Here is a 19,758-nt window from a genome sequence, read left to right as displayed (position 1 = left end):
TTTGTCCGTCAGTGAGTTAGGTGTGCTGCATCTTTTTAAGAAGACATATAACCTAATTTTTCAAACCTGTCACGTATATGACGTGTAGAAGTCGTTTTTGCTGCCGTTTATTCCTTATAGATTTGTAAAATGAAAATAGGAGGACACATAAAAGAAATTAGAATTTCAAAGGGATTTACCCAAACAGAACTATCTGAAAAGAGTGGTATTGCTGTAAGAACCATTCAAAGGATTGAGAATAGTGAGGTAACTCCAAGTATTTATTCTTTAAATGCTATCGGAGCAGCATTAGATGTAAAATTGAATGAATTTCCAATTGATGCAAATGGTGGTAAATTTGAATTCAAAATTGTCATCTCCAACTTCAGTAATCTTTTTGTAGATATTAAATCTTTAATTATAAGAAATTGGAAAACACTATTGGTACTTATCATTTTAGTATTTGGTACTCTATTTTATAAAGATTTAAAATCATTGCTTGTTATATCAAATGACAATTCTATCATATCTATTTCTACTATCAACTGCGGTTCTAAAAACGAGTGTGATATAGAACTTCTTAAAAAAGACAATAAGGGTAAGGTATTATGGAAGTGTATCATAGGCGGGACAAGTTATGATAGGGCAAGCCAAGTGCTTAGAACTAAAGACGGCAGTTACTTTGTAATTGGGTCTACTAGCTCTTTTGGTAAAGGGAATTATGATGTATTAGTAGTAAAAGTTAGTTCTGAAGGAGAAATTCTTTGGCAAAAAACCTATGGGGAATTCTTGAACGATTATGGATTAAGAATTGCTGCAGTTGAGGATAATTTATACCAAATTGAGGGAACGAAACAAATCTGTAAAACGGTAAATGTATCCAATGACTGTTACGACCAAGAGTGGTTATTTAAAATTGACGAAAGTGGTCTTGTTAAATAATTTCCTGATAGTCACAAACTCAATCATCGCATTATAGCTGCATCTTTCATTGAAAAGGGGAGCGAAATTCTAAAAAAGGTTATACTTTCAAAGTGTAACCTTTTTTTATTTGTAAATTAATGGTATGAAAATTCATACAACAATGCCCGATAAATTAAAACCATTCTTTTTACAAGAATTGAAAATTGCGGACAACTATTTTGAAAATAAGGATTACAAAACAAGTTGGTTTCATTTAGAAAGGGCTCATATCATCGGTCAGCCTTATCCTTATCATCATACCTTGGTTCATTGGAAAATGTTATTATTCGGAATTAAGATAAAAGACTTAAGAGAAATTATCGGACAGATACCTCGCTTAATTGTAGGGGGAGTAAAGTCGTTTGTTGGGGAAATACCTGTAGGCAATACTGGGGGAGCTAATATACCTCCTCTTAAAAGTATGGAGATTCCAGCCGACTTAAAATTGATTATTGAGGAGAATAAATGAGGATTAATAAAAAAATTTATGATTGAAGTAAAAAGGGTATCAAGCCCAAGTGAAATAATTGGCATCAGGGATTTACAGGCATTGAATTTAAAGCAGAATATAACTGCCGAAGAAGCCATTGACCAGGGTTTCCTTACTGCAGCCTATACGATAGAATATTTGCAGGAGATGAATTTAGCTTCTCCTTCCATCATTGCAAAGGATGGCGACAAAGTGATTGGTTATGCGTTGGTTGCAACTAAAGATATTAGAAATGGGCACGATCTTGTTGAAGGTCTTTTTGACGCAATTGATCAATCTGAACACAATGGGAAATTACTGAGGGATGTTAACTATGTAGTTGTTGGACAATTATGTGTAGCAAAAGAATACCGCGGACAAGACCTGGTGCAAAAGCTTTACGGACATTTCAGGGATTGTCTTTCAAAAGAATTTACTTACCTCGTTACGGATATAGCTCAAGCAAATACTCGTTCTCTTAAAGCACATAAGAAAAGAGGATTTCAAGTCATCAATGAATTGATGTATGGTGGTTTTGCATGGGATATTGTTTTGTGGGATTGGAATTCAGTAGATCAGCATCTATATTAAGAATACATTCATTTCCTAATAGTTACATGCTCAATTATAGAATTATAACTGAATTTTTTGTCTATAAGGGGAGCGAAATTCTAGAAAAGGTTATACTTTCAAAGTGTAACCTTTTTTTATGAATGACCTTAAGGAAATAAAGAATTTCGGGCCTTATATGGTCAAAGTAATGAATTTAATCAGAATTTATTCAAGAGAAGAACTAATGGCTTCTGATTACAAAAAAATCAAAAAGGACTTGATTAAAGCTGGAGTTAATCCTCATCCGAATATATTTTACTCTATTGAAATGGGATTACAAAATAAGCGCTGGAATGAAATAACTTCTGTAGAAAAGAAGGAAATTAAAAAAATTTTAGCCGATATAAAATAACTTTAATCATTTGGTTGATATTTACTTTTATAGATAAGTTTTACAAGATTGAATGAATTTGAAAAGTATTACTATTATAAAATTCAAACTTTATACTAGAACTAAAAAAATTGGCCTAGTTTCAATTACCAATTTCTCTCATCCACCCGCAAATAAAGAATTTGCTGATCACCCCGTTGATATTGGTACAATTGGTTACTTCCGAGATTTAAAAGTAACGAAAAGACCATTGAAAACTAAGCCTGATAGTGTTGAAAAAGTAAATGGCATTTAATAGCTTTTTGACCTTTTACTAATTTACCATAAAACTGATAGACTGTTTTTGTCGGTAAGTGACATTTCGCCCATTTTGAACTGCTGGTTTCCATTTTGGACTTCTGGTCATTAATCTTATGGCTTCTTCTTTTGAACCATAGCCAGGATCCGTTTCTGCTTTTATATCACTTATAGTTCCATCTTTAGCTACAATAAATGTTAGCACAACTGTATATCGTCCTGAAGGTGCGCCATTTTTGTATGGCAAGTCTCGATTAATATTCCGTTCTAAATATTTAATCCATCCATTTATTCCGCCAGGAAATTCTGGTTTAATTTCAACTTCTGTATATATTTTTTCATTTCCTTCCTCTTTCTTAATAGTATCCTCAGGAAGTTTTACATTCGTTTTAATAGTATCACTCAACTTATTATCAAAACTATCGTTTTGAGAAAAAGTCAAATTACAAATTTGCACAAACAATAAAAAAAGAAATATTTTTTTCATATTAATTTAAGTAATTGTTATAAACATATTGAAAATATTACACAAATAAAAGCACCAAAGCAATTGCTACACCTGCTATGGTAAATAAAATTCCTTTTTTGAATATTTGGGTACCTGGTGCAAACATCCAGAAAGTAGAAAGTACAAAAAACATTAACGAACAGCCAAAAAAGATATTTAAATAAAAAAGTGGATGCGTTGTGTTGGCTTTGTGAAAATTATTCATTTTGCTCACTATATAGGGCAGTTCTTTTACCTTATAGTCTGCTATTCCTGTTTTTAAGTTGTAAGTGCCTTTTTCAAAAACTAGTAGGTCTCCTTGCTGCTTTATAATTTTTAAATTTTTAATCTTTATGGCTTTCCCAATCGCTTCTTCATCTAGATTAGTGGCAATTGCTTCAATTTTATGTATCTCTTTTTTTAGAAAATCAGTATTTCGGAAAATTAATATGATTCCACTAACAGAATAAATTGCCATAATACCTGCTAAAAAAAATCCTAAGTAACGATGATAAACTCTCATGTTTTTTGATACTGCACTCATAATTGCTTAATATAAATTTGGGCGAAACTATCTACTCACGTCTTCAGTAGCTATCCGAATCGGGAAAAAGTTTTACGATATCAGTAAGTAAATGCACCACCATGATTTTTTTAACTAGAATTTTATTTGTGTTTCGCAAGAATTACCTTTACTTTGTAATTCAAAGTACTTTTAAATAAATTATAATGAATAAACAACAGGATCAGTTAGATGCCATCCACGACATAAAAAGGTTGATGGAGAGGTCATCTAGATTTTCTGCTTTAAGCGGTCTTTCGGGTGTTGTAGTAGGCCTATTTGCCCTTTTATCAATTTTAGTAAGCTATAGTATCCTTGGAATTTCTCCACTTAATTCAGTTTCTTATTTAGCTATTCTTGCTCCAAATGGAGTAATCAATAATGAACTATTGAATTTAATAGCCATCAATTTGGGCTGCACTTTATTGATTTCCTTTTTAACAGCCATCTGGCTTTCTAATAAAAATGCAGTTAAACGAGGTGAGAAAACATGGGATCTTTCGGCAAAAAGAATGTTACTCAATTTTAGTATACCCCTGACTGCGGGTGCTATCTATTGCTCCATTTTATTCGTGCAAAATCATATTGAACTAATCATTCCAGCTACACTCCTTTTTTATGGACTAGCCTTATTAAATGCAAGTAAATATACCGTTGATGATATTAGGTATTTAGGTGTATTGCTAGTAATTCTTGGTTTACTAGCATCATTTTACTTTGACCAAGCTTTTCTCTTTTGGGGAATTGGATTTGGGTTATTGCATATTATTTACGGATCGTTCATGTACTTTAAATACGAAAAGTGAAAAATAGCATAGAGGCTTTAAATAAGGCATTTGAAAGCAGGGTTAGATTAGGTATTATGTCAATTCTAATGGTAGCAGAATCTGTAGATTTTGGTACGCTAAAAGCTGAATTAAAAATTACGGATGGTAATATAGCAAGCCATATATCTGCATTAGAAAAACTAGAATATATCAATGTAAAAAAGCAATTTATAGGCAAAAAGCCCAATACCACTTATATCATTACAGCTAAAGGCAGGAAGGCATTCACATTACATATTCATGCATTAGAAAAAATAATTAAACAAACACTTTAATACGTATACAAATGGAAGGAAATTGGGTAACTAAAGCAATCATTGACAATCTAGAAAATCCTAGTCAATTAGAGCAGCTTTATCAAAGTGATAAAAAAACATTTGTTCATTCATTTGAGGATGTATATAAACAATTCAACCATCACTTATCAGCACAAATTTGGAATGAACGATTAAACAAAAAATATGAAGTAAATGTTTTAGCATTTAAAAAAAAAGATTTATTATTTCTGCTGATAGGATCACTCATTGCAGGAATTATTGCAAAAATTCCTCACTATTTTAAATTAATTGAAGATGAATATTATGCAAAAAATATTTCGTTTATTATAGTTCCACTTTTGGTATTATTTTTTTCATGGAAAAAGAATTTAAATCCTAAAAAAATAGCACTATCGTTAATGATAATTATAGCATCTGTGTTGTATATCAATCTGTTGCCTCCAATAGGTTCAAATAATTCACTCATTTTAGCATGCATGCACTTACCCATATTCTTGTGGTCGGTAGTGGGTTACACTTTCATTGGAGCTAACTTAAAAAATAATGCTTTAAAAATTAACTACTTAAAATTTAATGGAGACTTATTAGTAATGAGCGCATTGCTAGTAATAGCTGGGGGACTATTTTCAGGAATCACATTGGGATTATTTAATCTAATTGAAGTAAAGATTGAGCAGTTTTATTTTAATTACGTAGTGGTTTGGGGATTGTCTTCTATTCCATTAATTGCAACTTATTTAGTGCAAACAAATCTAAGCCTCGTTAGTAAAATTTCCCCAATTATAGCTAGAATATTTACACCATTGGTTTTGTTAACGGTTTTGGCATTTTTAACAACCTTACTTTACACTGGTAAAAACATTTACAGTGATAGAAATTTTTTACTGACTTTTAATGCTTTACTAATTGGTGTAATGGCAATAATATTATTCTCTGTTACAGAAGCCACAAAAAATGAGTCAAATAAAATAACACTATTGGTATTATTAATACTTTCGATTTTAACAGTAGTAGTAAATGGAATAGCACTATCTGCCATTTTATTTAGATTGGCTGAATTTGGGATCACTCCCAATCGACTAGCAATATTAGGAGCAAATTTGTTAATTTTTGTTAACCTGATTTTGGTATCTCTACAATTATATCAGGTAGTATCAAAAAAAGTGCCAGTAGAAAAGGTTGGTTTAGTAATTGCAACTTTTATTCCTTATTATGCTATATGGGCATTCTTAGTAACCTTTCTATTCCCAATTTTATTTCAATACAAATAAACCAATTGTTGCCATTTCCTCATTATATGTAATATCTATTAAATCTCTTTTCGATATATACAATTCCAACTGTTCAATAAATGGGCTTGTGGTAATTCGCTCAGGGGTGGCTATAATAATGGTAGCCCCCTTTTTAATAAATTGCTGAATCAGCTTAAGTAAAGATTCAAATTCGGAAGGTGCATAATTGGTATCACTCAATAATACTATATCAGCATTGATTGAAGCAGGAAAGAAATTCCAATCAGCACAAATAGCTTTAATGGTTTGAATACCCCATTGCTCCGAATTTATCTTCATTAATTCAACAGCATCAATAGAATAATCTGTGATTACTATTTCAGCTACATCTTTAGCAATCGAAAATGAAGGCAAGCCAAGTCCTGCACCTATTTCTACAACGGCTTTGTGTTTAATCAAATCGAGGTTCTGTTGAAGAAATGTAGTCAACGCAACTGCAGATGGCCAAACTTTTGCCCAAAAAGGAAAGGGCGTTGCTTGATTTTCTAAAAGTAAGGCTTCGTATGTTGGTTTAATCAATAAAGGATCTGGTATGTATAGTTTTACATTATTGGGGAAATTTTTCAGTACAAGGGGATATTGCATATTACAAAACGGAAAAGCTGTTACTTTAATATGATGTTTTCGTATAAGCTATTTACAGTTTTCTTAATTATTGCATTGAATCCATCTATATATTTTTGTTCACTGCCATTGATAATTATTACAAAACCATATTTTTTATTTGGCTCAAAAAACATTGCGCTGTTTAATCCATAAGCCGATCCAGTATGTCCTGTTAATGTAATTCCATTAATTAACTTATTCGATTTGGAAAGAGCCAATCCATATTGTTCTTTTTCTGAAAGCATAGTTTGCATTTGCTTGGCACTTCTTCTAGAAATAATTCTCTTGCCATTGGCTTTACCCATCCTACTGTGCATGATCATGTATTTGGCTAAATCAGTTGCTGAGATTTTCATTCCTCCGGTTGGAGAAAAAATGGGTGTTGAATAACCCATTGTATAATTGGCAATTTCCTCGCTTCTTGGAGCATAGGCATTGGGGGACAAAATAAACTTTACAGAATCGCTATTGTACTCGTATATAGCGGCAAACTTTTGTTTATCTAATGAGTCTACGCAATAGCCCCCATATAATTGCAAAGGTTGCAAAATATGTTGCTGAATATAAGTATCAAATCGTTCCCCCGAAATTTTCTCAATAATGGTTCCTACCATATTGTAGTTCAAATTGCAATACATATATCCCGAATCTGGAGCATAGTTATTATAGCATTTAGCCCAGTTGGCATTCTTAGCAGGATTAATAGCATCTAAACTAAAGTAACCTTGACTATCATTGATAGAAGATCGATGAGACAATACCATTCTAAGGGTAATTGGTGTTTCAGGAAATTTGGGATTACGAATAATAAACCCTACCAGCTTACTCATATCATCATCTAACGATATCAATCTTTTTTCTACTAGCTGCATGATGGCAGTAGCTGAAAATGACTTTGAAATAGATGCAATTCTAAAAATGGCTGAATTGGTTAGTGGTGTTTGCATTTCTTGGTTCTTTAATCCAAAAGATTGCGCATACACAATTTCATTTTTCTTTACTACTGCTACAGACATCCCCATTACCTTATGGCTATTCATTATGACTTGAATAGCCGATTCGGCTTCTTTATTTTGTGCTATTAATTCGGCTTTATCGGAAATTAATAGAAGTACTACCAATAAAAAATAATAGGTCTTAGGCATGAAATACGATTTATATTATGTTTGATTGCTTAAATTTAAATGCTTAATGCCATTACCCAATCAATCCAATGAAAAAGACTATTCAAATATTTATTTTAGTAGTAATTGCTTTACCCGCTTTAGCGCAAAATACTTTGGATAATATTGGTTTAACTAGTAGTAATTATGCCGCATCTGCTTATAGCCTGAGAAAGTTAAGCAGTACGTATAGCGGAAGCGCCATTCAAGTTAGAAGAAGCAACGATAATACTACTCAAGACATTGGATTTACGGCTGGTGGAAATTTAGATACTGATGCCCTAACAAGTTTCGTTGGTTCAAATACCGGATATCTTACAATTTGGTATGATCAAAGTGGTAATGCAAGAAATTTAGCACAGGCAACTACAGATAAACAACCCGTAATCATTGAATCTGGAGTGATTTATACAAGAAATACAAAACCTACCGTTTTTTTTCAAGGAGAAGAAAATGGATTAGCTTCATCAACTTACGATGGCATGGCTTGTGTAACGGCCAACTATTTAACTTCAAACCCCATTAGTGTAAACTTGGTTGCTGGCAGCAAAGCGAACCAAAGTTCAACTCATTTAAGAAGAGCAATTCAAGGGAGCAACAACTGGTTGGTAGGGCCATATCAAGACAAACATTCTTGGTTCGCTGGTGGATTTAATCACAATATTAATGAAGCTTGGTCTACCACCGAAGTAGAAGTTTTTACAGTAATTCAAACAGGAAGCGGAAACAGCTCTTATAGAAAAAGTGTTGCACAAACTACTGCTAATAACAACGGAATTCCAAGAGTAATGAATATGGGCGGATCAGGTGCATACAATGAACCTTTAAATGGATATATTAGCGAGCTTATTACTTTTAATTCAAGCTTATCTAATACAGATAGACAAACTATAGAAAACAATCAATATGGATTTTATATTGCTTCCCCTAGCTTAAGCAGTTTTGCCAATCTTACTAGGTATCGATTTGATGAACCATTTATTTTAAATACGCCAAGTAGCAATAGCAATGGATTGTTTAGTTACAGCAGCAGCAATACTGCAGTTGCTACAATAAGTGGATCAACTGTTACTATTGTTGGGCCGGGAAGCACCACCATTACTGCAAACCAGGCAGCTGGTGGCAACTATTCAAGCGGTAGTATTACTGCCACACTTACCGTGAATGGAGTCAATAATATCATCACCAAAACAGGAAAAATTACCGACAATACCGCAGATTATGTAGATAAATTTGGTAAAATAGGTGGAGCAGAAGCGGTATCTAAATCAGGCGTTATTAATAGAACAAGAACCGCTTATGATGGCTTATCGGCAAGTAATGCATCCAGTAGTGCTTATCAAATTAAACAAGATTATCCCAGTTCTACAGATGGTTTGTATTGGATTAAAAACGCCAATATCAATGGCGGTACTCCTTTTCAAATTTATGCAGATATGACCACCGATGGAGGTGGTTGGACCTTACTTTTGACAAATGCTTCTAATAGTGGCTGGACTTTTGCCAATACGATTGAGCGTAATACTAGTAGCCCCAGTATTAGCACCAGCTACTCCATAGTTGGATGGGCCGATTATATTAAAAAAAGTGCCAGCGGATTTCAGTACATGATTGATGCGGTAACCAGAAGAAGCAATGGAGCTATTTGGACAGCCAATGGCAATTATAGTTTTATCAACAACAATAATTCCCAAACCAATATTACCCTGAATACTAAATTTGGTAGCTGGGTTTATAATAATGACGGCATTGAAGAAAGAATGCCTTGGTACAGTAATTGCGCTGGTTTTTTAACTACTAGCTCAAGCTGCAATGATTCTTGGTGGGGAACTTTAGTAACAAGTGCTACCAATTGGTCCCCCGCTCCATGGATTGCTGGTGGATGCGGGATAGAAGGTTGCGTAACAGACCCAGTCACCATCTGGTACTGGGTCAGGTAACGCTACTTATTTTAAGGGTTAGTAGACCAAATAGAACTGTCTTTTACAAATACCCTTCTGTTTAATTTTAATTGTGCAATAATCAATTCTGCAAAATCTTCTGGATGCATCAATCGATCTTCATTGTTGTTAATTAAATTAGCTGAATGAGCTAATTCAGTTACAACAGTGCTAGGAGCCATTGCTGTTACCCGGATATTGTATTTGCGAACCTCTTGCATTAATGACTCTGTTAATCCCATTACACCAAACTTAGATGCACTGTAAGCACTGGTTGTTGCTGCCCCTTTTAAACCCGCTGTAGAAGATATATTTACAATATCCCCTGTTAAACGCTTCATCATATTAGGCAACACTGCCCGAGTGGTATAATACACACCAAATAAATTGACTTTCACTTGCTGCTCCCAAACTTCAGGGGATAGATCTAAGAATTTACCAAATGTACCCGTGCCTGCATTATTAATTAAAATGTCAATAGGACCTAATGTATTTTCAATTTTCTCTACTGCCCAGTTTACTTCATTAATATTACTGATATCAGTAGGGGCAATAATTGATTTAACTCCTAGCGCATTAATTTCAGCAGCAGCTTCCTGAAGGTCTTTTTCAGTTCGAGCTACCAAACCAATATGCACACCTTCGTTTGCCAATGCAATGGCAATGGCTTTTCCAATTCCTTTTCCTGCTCCTGTTACTAGAGCTACTTTATTTTTCAATGATTCCATAATAATTTATTATTGTGCTGAATAAATAGGGTAATCGGTATATCCTTTTTCGCCTGGGGTATAAAAAGTTTGTTGATCTACATCATTTAATGGAGCATCTAATTGATACCTATTTACTAAATCTGGATTAGCAATAAATGGAACTCCAAATGCTACTAAATTTGCATCGCCTGCTTCTAAAACCTTTGTAGCTGTTTCCTTATTAAAGCCTCTGTTGATAATTAAAGTGCCTTTGTAAATAGGTCTATAATGCTTTGCTATTTCTTTTACTGCAAATGGTAAATGATCAACTGGAACAAATGGCTCTGTTAAATGCAGATAAGCCAATCCATACTTATTTAATTTATTTACGATATAATCGTGTGTAGCTATGGTAGTTTCATCCATCGTAATTCCAAATAAACCATTTAAGCTTGGGCTTAATCTTAATCCAACTTTACTATATTCAATAACCCCTTTAAATGCATCTAAAATATCAAATAAAATTCTAGTGCGATTTTCAATAGAACCACCATATTCATCTGTACGATTATTAGAAGTAGCATTAAAAAACTGTTGCAATAAATAACCATTAGCGCCATGTATTTCTACGCCATCAAAGCCTGCTTTGATAGCATTTGCTGCTGCATTTTTAAAATCTTCAATGGTTTGCTTGATATCTTCAATAGTCATTTCCTTAGGCGTTACTGTATCAGTAAACCCATTTTTGGTGTAAGATTTTTCATTGGGATTAATAGCTGATGGTGCAAGCGGTAATGCTCCATTGTGAAAATCAGGATGCGACATTCTTCCAACATGCCATAATTGTATAAAAATTTTGCCTCCATTTTCATGTACTGCTTTAGTTACTAACTTCCAGCCTTCTACTTGTTCTTCGGTATAAATACCGGGAACATTAATATAGCCAACACCCCAACTGCTTACTGGTGAGCCCTCAGTTACAATTAATCCTGCACTTGCTCTTTGTGCATAATAAGTTGCCATTAACAGATTGGGAACGCCTGCTGCATTGTCTGCCCTGCTTCTGGTCATTGGCGCCATCACCATTTTATTAGTCAACTCCAATCCTGCCAACTGATATGGCGTAAATAATACTGAACTATTCATATTGTTGTTTTATATATGTTCAATTCCTTTTTCGTCTTCATTATAAGAACGCAAAAGCCCTTTTTTTACAAATGCTAAATGCCTACATATATTTCCTTCCTGAAGCAAATACTGTTTCCTTCTAATTTTTTGGGCGAAAAAAATGTTTAACAAGCTTTTGCTCTGCTTCGGAAAGCAACACTTTATCTTTAACTTGAGAGAAGAATACTTCGAACATTACTGCAAAATTACATCAAATGGCTATCATTTAATTTTAAACGAACAATCGAATATGAAAAAGAAATTATGGAGCATTTTAGCAATTTTAGGCTTTTCAACAATAATGGCTCACGCGCAACAATGGACACCGGAAGAACAACTAGAACTATTTGGCTATTGCGAAAAAGGAATATTGATGAAAGAATTGAGTATTTCGGAAGAAACAGCCAATAAAATTGGACAAATAAATTATTGGGCTACTTTACAAAAACTAAAAATTGAAGCCAACACCAACGATACTTTTGCTACCGCAAATGAAGTAAACCAAGAAGTACTAAAAAAATACAAAGCCTTATCTATAACTGGAGATAGAGCAAAAGGATTGATCAGCAGAATGAATGCAACAGGTTGTGCCATTACCCAGCTTAGGTTTATTAAAAGCTACGATACACTTACTAAAGCTCAATTGGTTACCGGTTACAAGGCCAAGTTCAGGAAAAAATTAATGGATCAGCTGGGAGTAAATGGAAGACAAGCCGATATGATTATTGACGCAGAAGCCTGGAAACAAAAAGAATCTTTGGTTGTAGCACAAATTGCTGAGTCTGATTTTAATAGAATTAGAAAATCAGTTTTGTTAAATAAAGAATATGATAAAAAATTAGTTGTAATAGACCTGACAGATCAACAAAAAAGTCAAGCAGTTGAATATTTTATTCAAAATCAATTATGAATAAATATACTTTAAGTAAAATTAGTTCGGATGATGTAAATCAATTACAACAGATTAGTCGTATTACTTTTAGTGAAACATTTGCCGAGCATAATACTGAAGAAGACTTAAATAATTATTTAGAGGTAGAACTTTCTATTAAAAAGTTAACTGAAGAACTCAATAACCCGAACTCCACTTTTTATTTCGTTAGCGAAAACAAAAGGGTAGTTGGTTATTTAAAATTAAATTGGAGTACTGCGCAAACTGAATTAATTGATGAAAAAGCTTTTGAAATTGAAAGAATATATATTCTAAAAGAATATTTTGGAAAAGGACTTGGTCAATTTTTATTAGACAATGCAATTACTAAAGGGAAAGCCCATGAACCAACTTATATTTGGCTAGGTGTTTGGGAAAAGAATGCAAGAGCCATTCGTTTTTATGAAAAAAATGGATTTAAAGTATTTAGTAGTCATTTATTTACTTTAGGAAACGACGTTCAAACAGATTTATTAATGAAATTGGAAATCAACAACTAATTCTATTTTTATGAAAACCATTTACTTAATCGCCGCAATCTTTTTTAGCTTATCGGTTCAAGCACAACAAAATTTAAAAGGAGCTTATACATCTAAAGAAGATAAAGAAGTAGTTATCTGTTTAATGGATGGTTATTTTGTTGAGACCAAATTCAATGTAAATACCAAAGCTTTTAATTATACTTGGGGTGGACCATTTGTTAAAGAAGGAAACAAGCTACTCATAACTATTCACTTTGATTCTAGAGATAAAGCTGCAGTTGGAAAAACAAAAGAGATTTCATTTGGTGAGAAGCACCAAATATTAATTGATAAAGGTGAAAATGTATTAGCTGGAAATTGGCGTATGAGCGGAAGAAAAAATGGTGATCAATTTACTGATAACCCACTTAGAGCACGTCGTACCTACAAATTGTTAACAGGTACCCGCTTTCAATGGATGGCCATCAATATTGAAACTGGTGAGTTCGCTGGTACTGGTGGAGGTACTTACAGTTTTATCAATGGAAAGTATACTGAGAATATTGAATTCTTCAGTCGTGACTCTTCAAGAGTAGGAGCATCGCTCAATTTTACTGGTAAGATTGAAAATGGGCAATGGCACCATAGTGGCCTTAGTTCAAAAGGAGATCCTATCTACGAAATATGGTCAAAAAACTAGTTCTTCGCTTTAATTGGAACTAACTTAATAATCCCTATCCAATGAAAGATTTTAATGATTGGATAACAAGGATCTATTTCCCACCATTTAGCTGCAAAATTAGGTCTCGCCCCAGCATGATGATGATTGTTTTGAAATAACTCTCCCAACATTAAGAAATCAATGATTAATGTGTTTTTTGAATGGTCTTTTTCTTGTGGAAAATTTCTATATCCATATTTATGTCCTGCCCAATTAACCACCGCACCTTGAATTGGTCCAATTAAAAAATGAATAGGCAAGAATAAAAACATCCACCATTCTGTTGCAAAGAAATAGTAGAATGTAATATATACTAGCGCAAAAAATATTCTTGTAATCCAACTGTCTGCAATTTTATCGATGATTGGATAAACAGGAAAATTTTTATCAAATTTTGGTTCAACAGGCATTGTTCCTTTTAAAACTCCATGGTAAACTTTTTTGGTATGCCACATCATCGTAAATACTTCTTTAAAAAAATGTGGCGTATGTGGGTCCTTCTCGGTATCGCTGTATGCATGATGCATTCTATGTAATATGGCATAAGCTCTTGCATTTAAGTATGATGTTCCTTGTGTTACCCAGGTATAGATATACCAAAACTTTTCCCAGAATTTATTCATGGTAAACATTTTATGTGCTGAGTATCTATGTAAATAAAATGTTTGTCCAAAAAGAGAGAGATACCAATGAAGTACAAGGAAAATGATAATGGCAGCCATAGAATCGAATGGATTTCGTTAAAAGAGATGCAAAGATTAGGCATTCTTTTAAATAAAAATCTTTTGTTAATGACTCTCAATTAAAATACGGGCTGTAATTGCACAGTAGATTATCACACAATTAAAAAAGATATATGAATAGCTTAAGGTTTTTCCCAACTCTTTGTTAAGGGATTATATTGTTTTAAAACTTTTGCAGGATTTCCCCCTACTATGGTGTATGGTGGAACATTTTTAGTAACAACTGAACCTCCTGCTACAATTGAATGCTTTCCAATGGTTACGCCTGCAACTACTACAGAGTTGGCTCCAATCCAACAATCCTCTTCAACTACAATGGTTGCAGTTGTTTCCTTCTGATCTTTTATTGGAATATCAGGGTCCGAATACCCATGATTTAACCCAGATAAAACAATGTTTTGAGCCAAGATGGTATTGTTTCCAATACGAACTGGTCCTATAAGGGTATTACTTAAACCTAGATGAACATTGTCTCCAATAATTACATCACCTACCATATTGTTAACGCAACAAAAATCTTCTATTACCGCTTTTTTACCTATTGAAAACATATTCCAAGGTGCAAGATCTAGCCTTGCATAATTTCTGATAGTTGCTTTGCGGGAAATTTTATGAATAAAGGGATTAACAAATAAACGAACCCATAGCCTGCATCCTGGTGTAGTTGCAGGAACCATAAGCCAGTAAACCAATTTCTTTAACCTTGGGTTCAATTTAATCCTTTCCACTATACTCATAGTATAAAAATATAATCAGTAAGCCTACACACCAATTTTAATTTCTCAAACTCAAATTATCAGCTTTAACCGGAAAAATAGCCCGAAAACCCCCATCTATATAATGAAACATTAAAAAAACATTAAAAACGTATATTTGCCGCTTATTTAACTGAAAATAAGCCATGAATACTCCTATTTCAGCTCAGAATCGTCGTTTTCTACCCATTTTAGCTTTTACAATAATTGCCTTCATGGCCTGCAGAGACCAAGAAAAAACTGGTACAGCAGAATTGATTCCTTCATTACCTGTTGTAGAAGTAATTCAAAGAGATACCTTATTACAAACAGATTATGTTGCTGATATACAAGCAGTGAAAAATGTGGAAGTAAGGGCCAGGGTTCAGGGTTTTTTAGAAAAAATACTCGTAGACGAAGGAAATGAAGTTAAAAAGGGTCAACCCATGTTTCAAATAAATGACCTTGAATACAAAACAGAATTGGCTAAAGCTAAGGCTGCTGTTTCTAATGCCATGGCAGAAGCCAAAGCAGCCGAATTAGAATTAGGTAGAACAAAAATTTTAGTAGAGAAAAATGTAATTGCAAAAACAGAATATGAATTGGCTGTATCAAAAGTAAGTGCTGCTAAAGCAAGAATTGACGAAGCTTTATCTGCACAAACCAGTGCAGAAACTAAATTGTCTTATACTTTTATACGTGCTCCATTTGATGGTATCATTGATAGAATTCCGCTGAAAATGGGAAGTTTAATTGATCCTGGTGCATTATTAACAACCATTTCAGATGTGCACAATGTGTTCGCCTATTTTAATATTTCTGAAAATGAATATTTGCAATATAGAAAAGCTGTTTTGAAAGGATTAAAAGAAGATCGTCCTGTAACGTTAGTATTAGCTGATGGAACGCAATATGGATATACTGGAAAAATTGAAACAAGTGATGGGGAGTTTAATGAAAATACGGGTGCCATTGCATTTAGAGCTCGTTTCCCCAATCCAAATAAATTATTAAAACATGGGGCTTCTGGAAAAGCCAGACTAACTACTTCAGTGGAAAATGCAATCATTATTCCTCAAAAAGCCACTTTTGAAATTCAAGACAAAACATTTGTTTTTGTTGTAGACAAAGACAATATCATTCAAATGCGTGCATTTAAACCAGGTAGAAGAGTAGCTCAATATTATATAGTTGAAGCTGGTTTAAAACCAGGTGAGAATATTGTTTATGAAGGTGTTCAAAGTATTCGTCAGGGTGCTAAAATTAAACCCATGAAAATGAATTTAGACAGTCTTATGCAAACAGCATTAACCATCAACTAAAGCAATCATGCTAGAAACATTTATTAAACGGCCAGTACTTTCTTTGGTAATTTCTATAATCATTACTTTACTGGGAGTACTTTCTTTGTTCACTTTGCCTATTACTCAGTTTCCTGATATTGTTCCTCCTTCTGTAACTGTTACTGCAAAATACACAGGTGCAAATGCTGAAGTATGTGCCAAAGCGGTTGCCACTCCATTAGAAAGAGCCATCAACGGCGTACCTGGAATGACTTATATGTCATCGGTTTCTAGTAACAATGGAATTACGCTTATTACAGTTGCATTTAAAGTAGGAATTGATCCCGATGTTGCAGCAGTAAGTGTACAAAATCGTGTAAGTACAGTATTAGATGAGCTTCCGGAAGAAGTTATTAAAGCCGGTGTTACCACCGAAAAGGATGTAAATAGTATGCTGCTTTACTTGAATGTGATGAGTGAAGACACCGCTGCAGATGAACAGTTCATTTATAATTTTGCCGACATTAATATTCTACAAGAACTTAAGCGTATTGATGGCGTGGGATTTGCTGAAATCATGGGACAAAAAGAATATTCCATGAGGGTATGGTTAAAGCCCGATAGAATGTTGGCTTATAATATTTCTGCACAAGATGTAATTAATGCATTACGCAATCAAAACGTGGAAGCCGCCCCAGGAAAAACAGGTGAAAGTTCTGGTAAAACGCCGCAAAGCTTGCAATATATTCTTCGCTATACAGGTAAATTCTTTGAGCCCAATCAATATAAAAATGTAGTAGTAAAATCAGAAAACAACGGATCAATATTGTATTTAAAAGATATTGCCGATGTTGAATTTGGAGCAATGACTTATAGCATGATTTCTAAAACAGATGGTAAACCATCTGCATCCATTATGTTAAAACAACGCCCTGGCTCTAATGCAAAAGATGTAATTACCAAGGTAAAAGCAAGAATGGCAGAACTAAAAGAAACATCATTCCCTCCGGGCATGAAATACAATTTTGCTTATGATGTTTCGCGTTTCTTAGATGCTTCTATTAAAGAAGTGGTAAAAACTTTAATTGAGGCTTTTATATTAGTTTTCATTATTGTATTTATTTTCTTACAAGATTTTAGGTCTACATTAATTCCTGCGCTTGCTGTTCCTGTAGCATTAATTGGAACATTGGCATTTATGCAAGTAATGGGCTTCTCCATTAATCTATTAACCCTCTTTGCATTGGTATTGGCCATTGGAATTGTAGTAGATAATGCCATTGTGGTGGTTGAAGCTGTGCACGTTAAAATGGAAGAGCAACACTTATCGGCAATGGACGCAACACTTGCTGCTATTAAAGAAATCGCTAGTGCGGTTGTTGCCATAACATTGGTGATGTCTGCTGTATTTATTCCTGTTGCTTTTTTATCGGGACCAGCGGGTGTATTCTATAGACAGTTTTCACTAACGCTGGCAGTATCTATTGTGATCTCTGGTATTAATGCATTAACCCTAACACCTGCATTGTGTGCGCTACTGATAAAGAACACTCATGAGCAACCAAAAAGAAAAAATTTATTAGGGCGATTCTTTACATCATTTAACAAAGGTTATTCGGCTACTGAAAACAAATACATGAATTTGGTTAGTTGGATTAGTGCAAGAAAAATGGTTACTATTTCATTATTGGTTGTATTTTTTGTTGGGACGGCTGGTGTAAATAGTATTTTACCTGGCGGCTTTATTCCTACGGAAGATCAAGGAATTATTTATGTTAACGTGTCTGCACCTGCTGGCGCAACTGTGGAAAGAACAGAGAATGTTTTGGTTCAATTAGAAAAAGTAATAAAAGACATTCCTGCTGTTGAAAACGTAACCACACTAAGTGGTTATAGTTTAATTACTGAAGCTGCGGGTGCATCATACGGTATGATGATGATTAACTTAAAACCTTGGAAAGATCGAGAACAAACTGTAGCTCAATTGATTCCTATTTTAAGAGACAAAACCAGTAAAATAAAAGATGCCAATATAGAATTCATGCCTCCTCCAACGGTACCTGGATTTGGAAATACCAGTGGTTTTGAATTAAGGGTAATTGATAAAACAGGTTCAGGAGACTTGCAACAAACTGCTAATGTAACCAACCAATTAATTCAAGACATCAAAGCTGCTGGTGTAGTTGGTGCAGCGTATACCGGGTTTGATCCAAGCTTTCCGCAATACATGATTCATATTGACTATGATATGGCTGCCAAAAAAGGAGTTTCTGTAGACAATGCCATGACCGATTTGCAAACATTAATTGGTAGCTACTATGCAACCAATTTTATTCGATTTGGCCAAATGTATAAAGTAATGGTGCAAGCATATCCAAACTATAGAGCCAAGCCCAATGATTTAATGAATATGTATGTGAAGAATGATCGTGGTGAAATGGTTTCTTACGGCACATTTATTAAACTTGAAAGGGTTTATGGACCAGAACAATTAACTCGATACAATATGTACACATCTGCAATGGTAAATGGAGATGCAAGTGCTGGGTTTAGTAGTGGTGAAGCCATTGAATCGGTGGATAAAGTGGCCAAAGAAAAATTACCTAGAGGGTACAGTTATGAATGGTCTGGTATAACACGAGATCAGATTGAGTCTAGTGGACAAGCCGCATCCATTTTTTTAATTTGTTTATTATTTGTATACCTAATTCTTGCGGCGCAATATGAAAGCTTTTTAATGCCGTTTGCGGTAATACTTTCATTGCCTACTGGAATTTTTGGAGCATTTGTTGCTTTGAAATTATTGGGTTTAGAAAACAATATTTATGCCCAAGTGGCTTTGGTAATGTTAATTGGTTTATTAGGCAAGAATGCCATTTTAATTGTTGAGTTTGCTATGCTAAGAAGAAGTCAAGGCTTCTCCATTTTAGAAGCAGCTAAGGAAGGTGCTGTTTCAAGATTAAGACCCATATTAATGACTTCGTTTGCTTTTATTGCCGGATTAATTCCATTGGTAATTGCTACCGGAGCTGGTGCAATTGGTAACCGATCTATTGGAACTGCATCTGCTGGTGGTATGCTATTTGGAACCATATTCGGTGTTATTATTATTCCTGGTCTCTATGTAATTTTTGCTCAGTTATCTGAACAATTAACTAAAAAGAAAACAGCGAAAGTAGCCGTTTCAATTGTTGAACATCCTGAACAACTATCTGATAGATAG

The 19,758-nt window shown here is 34.0% G+C and carries 22 protein-coding genes; 14 read left to right on the top strand and 8 right to left on the bottom strand.

From position 1 onward, the window contains the following. Nucleotides 1–129: 129 nt before the first annotated feature. From Q8S25_RS13050 to Q8S25_RS13030, 5 genes are all read left to right on the top strand, one after another. Nucleotides 130–921, top strand: coding sequence for a helix-turn-helix domain-containing protein (locus tag Q8S25_RS13050; RefSeq protein ID WP_305538463.1), 792 nt, complete (start codon nucleotides 130–132; stop codon nucleotides 919–921). Nucleotides 922–1,045: 124 nt separating this feature from the next. Continuing rightward, nucleotides 1,046–1,411 carry a DUF3703 domain-containing protein gene (locus tag Q8S25_RS13045; protein WP_305538461.1) on the top strand — a complete coding sequence of 122 codons (366 nt, stop codon included), beginning with the start codon at nucleotides 1,046–1,048 and terminating at the stop codon, nucleotides 1,409–1,411. 18 nt (nucleotides 1,412–1,429) lie between these two features. Further along, nucleotides 1,430–2,002 (top strand): GNAT family N-acetyltransferase, encoded by a 573-nt coding sequence (locus tag Q8S25_RS13040; RefSeq protein ID WP_305538459.1) that lies wholly within the window; start codon nucleotides 1,430–1,432, stop codon nucleotides 2,000–2,002. A gap of 118 nt (nucleotides 2,003–2,120) precedes the next feature. Further along, complete coding sequence (locus Q8S25_RS13035) at nucleotides 2,121–2,375, top strand: TfoX/Sxy family DNA transformation protein (RefSeq protein WP_305538457.1); 255 nt, start codon at nucleotides 2,121–2,123, stop codon at nucleotides 2,373–2,375. Nucleotides 2,376–2,427: 52 nt separating this feature from the next. Continuing rightward, a complete protein-coding gene (locus tag Q8S25_RS13030; RefSeq protein WP_305538455.1) occupies nucleotides 2,428–2,649 on the top strand; it encodes a hypothetical protein in 222 nt (73 codons plus the stop codon). 18 nt (nucleotides 2,650–2,667) lie between these two features. On the opposite strand, the gene Q8S25_RS13025 is transcribed toward Q8S25_RS13030, so the two are convergent. Together Q8S25_RS13025 and Q8S25_RS13020 are read right to left on the bottom strand one after the other, a co-directional pair. Further along, nucleotides 2,668–3,138, bottom strand: coding sequence for an energy transducer TonB (locus Q8S25_RS13025; RefSeq protein ID WP_305538453.1), 471 nt, complete (start codon nucleotides 3,136–3,138; stop codon nucleotides 2,668–2,670). 37 nt (nucleotides 3,139–3,175) lie between these two features. After that, nucleotides 3,176–3,682: a hypothetical protein gene (locus tag Q8S25_RS13020; protein ID WP_305538451.1), complete on the bottom strand. Its 507-nt coding sequence runs from the start codon at nucleotides 3,680–3,682 to the stop codon at nucleotides 3,176–3,178. Between the two features lie 185 nt (nucleotides 3,683–3,867). Between Q8S25_RS13020 and Q8S25_RS13015 the strand changes: the two genes are divergently transcribed. The 3 genes from Q8S25_RS13015 to Q8S25_RS13005 are packed head-to-tail and all read left to right on the top strand — an operon-like array spanning nucleotide 3,868 to nucleotide 6,076. Then, complete coding sequence (locus Q8S25_RS13015; RefSeq protein ID WP_305538449.1) at nucleotides 3,868–4,506, top strand: hypothetical protein; 639 nt, start codon at nucleotides 3,868–3,870, stop codon at nucleotides 4,504–4,506. After that, nucleotides 4,503–4,802 carry a transcriptional regulator gene (locus Q8S25_RS13010; protein WP_305538447.1) on the top strand — a complete coding sequence of 100 codons (300 nt, stop codon included), beginning with the start codon at nucleotides 4,503–4,505 and terminating at the stop codon, nucleotides 4,800–4,802. Before Q8S25_RS13015 ends, Q8S25_RS13010 begins: the two co-directional genes overlap by 4 nt. A gap of 11 nt (nucleotides 4,803–4,813) precedes the next feature. After that, entirely contained in the window at nucleotides 4,814–6,076 is a 1,263-nt protein-coding gene (locus tag Q8S25_RS13005; protein WP_305538445.1) for a hypothetical protein, read from the top strand. Here the strand turns inward: Q8S25_RS13005 and Q8S25_RS13000 are convergent. Together Q8S25_RS13000 and Q8S25_RS12995 are read right to left on the bottom strand one after the other, a co-directional pair. Next, nucleotides 6,059–6,682 (bottom strand): methyltransferase, encoded by a 624-nt coding sequence (locus Q8S25_RS13000; RefSeq protein ID WP_305538443.1) that lies wholly within the window; start codon nucleotides 6,680–6,682, stop codon nucleotides 6,059–6,061. The genes Q8S25_RS13005 and Q8S25_RS13000 overlap by 18 nt on opposite strands. A 20-nt stretch (nucleotides 6,683–6,702) precedes the next feature. Continuing rightward, the gene (locus Q8S25_RS12995; protein ID WP_305538441.1) at nucleotides 6,703–7,848 is read right to left on the bottom strand and encodes a serine hydrolase; all 1,146 of its coding nucleotides are present in this window, start codon (nucleotides 7,846–7,848) and stop codon (nucleotides 6,703–6,705) included. Nucleotides 7,849–7,916: 68 nt separating this feature from the next. On the opposite strand from Q8S25_RS12995, the gene Q8S25_RS12990 reads away from it, so the two are divergent. After that, on the top strand, nucleotides 7,917–9,806 hold the full coding sequence (locus Q8S25_RS12990; RefSeq protein WP_305538439.1) for a fibrinogen-like YCDxxxxGGGW domain-containing protein: 1,890 nt from the start codon (nucleotides 7,917–7,919) through the stop codon (nucleotides 9,804–9,806). Between the two features lie 11 nt (nucleotides 9,807–9,817). Here the strand turns inward: Q8S25_RS12990 and Q8S25_RS12985 are convergent, their stop codons facing one another. Both Q8S25_RS12985 and Q8S25_RS12980 read right to left on the bottom strand, forming a co-directional pair. After that, a complete protein-coding gene (locus Q8S25_RS12985; RefSeq protein ID WP_305538437.1) occupies nucleotides 9,818–10,534 on the bottom strand; it encodes a 3-ketoacyl-ACP reductase in 717 nt (238 codons plus the stop codon). Nucleotides 10,535–10,543: 9 nt separating this feature from the next. After that, a complete protein-coding gene (locus Q8S25_RS12980; RefSeq protein WP_305538435.1) occupies nucleotides 10,544–11,641 on the bottom strand; it encodes an alkene reductase in 1,098 nt (365 codons plus the stop codon). Between the two features lie 271 nt (nucleotides 11,642–11,912). Between Q8S25_RS12980 and Q8S25_RS12975 the strand changes: the two genes are divergently transcribed. The 3 genes from Q8S25_RS12975 to Q8S25_RS12965 are packed head-to-tail and all read left to right on the top strand — an operon-like array spanning nucleotide 11,913 to nucleotide 13,754. Continuing rightward, complete coding sequence (locus Q8S25_RS12975) at nucleotides 11,913–12,572, top strand: hypothetical protein (protein WP_305538433.1); 660 nt, start codon at nucleotides 11,913–11,915, stop codon at nucleotides 12,570–12,572. Then, on the top strand, nucleotides 12,569–13,093 hold the full coding sequence (locus Q8S25_RS12970) for a GNAT family N-acetyltransferase (protein ID WP_305538430.1): 525 nt from the start codon (nucleotides 12,569–12,571) through the stop codon (nucleotides 13,091–13,093). The genes Q8S25_RS12975 and Q8S25_RS12970 overlap by 4 nt, the downstream gene beginning before the upstream one ends. A gap of 10 nt (nucleotides 13,094–13,103) precedes the next feature. Then, nucleotides 13,104–13,754, top strand: a complete 651-nt coding sequence (locus Q8S25_RS12965; RefSeq protein ID WP_305538428.1) for a hypothetical protein — start codon at nucleotides 13,104–13,106, stop codon at nucleotides 13,752–13,754. Here the strand turns inward: Q8S25_RS12965 and Q8S25_RS12960 are convergent. Further along, entirely contained in the window at nucleotides 13,751–14,497 is a 747-nt protein-coding gene (locus Q8S25_RS12960; protein WP_305538426.1) for an acyl-CoA desaturase, read from the bottom strand. The genes Q8S25_RS12965 and Q8S25_RS12960 overlap by 4 nt on opposite strands. A gap of 143 nt (nucleotides 14,498–14,640) precedes the next feature. Next, nucleotides 14,641–15,255 (bottom strand): DapH/DapD/GlmU-related protein, encoded by a 615-nt coding sequence (locus tag Q8S25_RS12955; RefSeq protein WP_305538424.1) that lies wholly within the window; start codon nucleotides 15,253–15,255, stop codon nucleotides 14,641–14,643. Nucleotides 15,256–15,419: 164 nt separating this feature from the next. Between Q8S25_RS12955 and Q8S25_RS12950 the strand changes: the two genes are divergently transcribed. Beyond that, on the top strand, nucleotides 15,420–16,574 hold the full coding sequence (locus Q8S25_RS12950; protein ID WP_305538422.1) for an efflux RND transporter periplasmic adaptor subunit: 1,155 nt from the start codon (nucleotides 15,420–15,422) through the stop codon (nucleotides 16,572–16,574). A gap of 7 nt (nucleotides 16,575–16,581) precedes the next feature. Next, a complete protein-coding gene (locus tag Q8S25_RS12945) occupies nucleotides 16,582–19,758 on the top strand; it encodes an efflux RND transporter permease subunit (protein ID WP_305538420.1) in 3,177 nt (1,058 codons plus the stop codon).

The organism is Sediminibacterium sp. (genome assembly GCF_030695065.1).
Classification (GTDB): domain Bacteria; phylum Bacteroidota; class Bacteroidia; order Chitinophagales; family Chitinophagaceae; genus Sediminibacterium.
Note: the sequence above shows the minus strand (reverse complement) of the source record. Positions and strands in the feature narration are given on the sequence as shown.

Bases quoted from the DNA above. Each gene is read 5' to 3' on its own strand.
- Q8S25_RS13050 (WP_305538463.1), top strand. From the start codon at position 130: ATGAAAATAGGAGGACACATAAAAGAAATTAGAATTTCAAAGGGATTT.
- Q8S25_RS12950 (WP_305538422.1), top strand. From the start codon at position 15,420: ATGAATACTCCTATTTCAGCTCAGAATCGTCGTTTTCTACCCATTTTA.
- Q8S25_RS13045 (WP_305538461.1), top strand. From the start codon at position 1,046: ATGAAAATTCATACAACAATGCCCGATAAATTAAAACCATTCTTTTTA.
- Q8S25_RS12985 (WP_305538437.1), bottom strand. From the start codon at position 10,534: ATGGAATCATTGAAAAATAAAGTAGCTCTAGTAACAGGAGCAGGAAAA.
- Q8S25_RS12975 (WP_305538433.1), top strand. From the start codon at position 11,913: ATGAAAAAGAAATTATGGAGCATTTTAGCAATTTTAGGCTTTTCAACA.
- Q8S25_RS13025 (WP_305538453.1), bottom strand. From the start codon at position 3,138: ATGAAAAAAATATTTCTTTTTTTATTGTTTGTGCAAATTTGTAATTTG.
- Q8S25_RS12960 (WP_305538426.1), bottom strand. From the start codon at position 14,497: ATGGCTGCCATTATCATTTTCCTTGTACTTCATTGGTATCTCTCTCTT.
- Q8S25_RS13005 (WP_305538445.1), top strand. From the start codon at position 4,814: ATGGAAGGAAATTGGGTAACTAAAGCAATCATTGACAATCTAGAAAAT.
- Q8S25_RS13030 (WP_305538455.1), top strand. From the start codon at position 2,428: ATGAATTTGAAAAGTATTACTATTATAAAATTCAAACTTTATACTAGA.
- Q8S25_RS12990 (WP_305538439.1), top strand. From the start codon at position 7,917: ATGAAAAAGACTATTCAAATATTTATTTTAGTAGTAATTGCTTTACCC.
- Q8S25_RS12965 (WP_305538428.1), top strand. From the start codon at position 13,104: ATGAAAACCATTTACTTAATCGCCGCAATCTTTTTTAGCTTATCGGTT.
- Q8S25_RS13015 (WP_305538449.1), top strand. From the start codon at position 3,868: ATGAATAAACAACAGGATCAGTTAGATGCCATCCACGACATAAAAAGG.
- Q8S25_RS13000 (WP_305538443.1), bottom strand. From the start codon at position 6,682: ATGCAATATCCCCTTGTACTGAAAAATTTCCCCAATAATGTAAAACTA.
- Q8S25_RS12955 (WP_305538424.1), bottom strand. From the start codon at position 15,255: ATGAGTATAGTGGAAAGGATTAAATTGAACCCAAGGTTAAAGAAATTG.
- Q8S25_RS12980 (WP_305538435.1), bottom strand. From the start codon at position 11,641: ATGAATAGTTCAGTATTATTTACGCCATATCAGTTGGCAGGATTGGAG.
- Q8S25_RS13040 (WP_305538459.1), top strand. From the start codon at position 1,430: ATGATTGAAGTAAAAAGGGTATCAAGCCCAAGTGAAATAATTGGCATC.
- Q8S25_RS13020 (WP_305538451.1), bottom strand. From the start codon at position 3,682: ATGAGTGCAGTATCAAAAAACATGAGAGTTTATCATCGTTACTTAGGA.
- Q8S25_RS12970 (WP_305538430.1), top strand. From the start codon at position 12,569: ATGAATAAATATACTTTAAGTAAAATTAGTTCGGATGATGTAAATCAA.
- Q8S25_RS12945 (WP_305538420.1), top strand. From the start codon at position 16,582: ATGCTAGAAACATTTATTAAACGGCCAGTACTTTCTTTGGTAATTTCT.
- Q8S25_RS13035 (WP_305538457.1), top strand. From the start codon at position 2,121: ATGAATGACCTTAAGGAAATAAAGAATTTCGGGCCTTATATGGTCAAA.
- Q8S25_RS12995 (WP_305538441.1), bottom strand. From the start codon at position 7,848: ATGCCTAAGACCTATTATTTTTTATTGGTAGTACTTCTATTAATTTCC.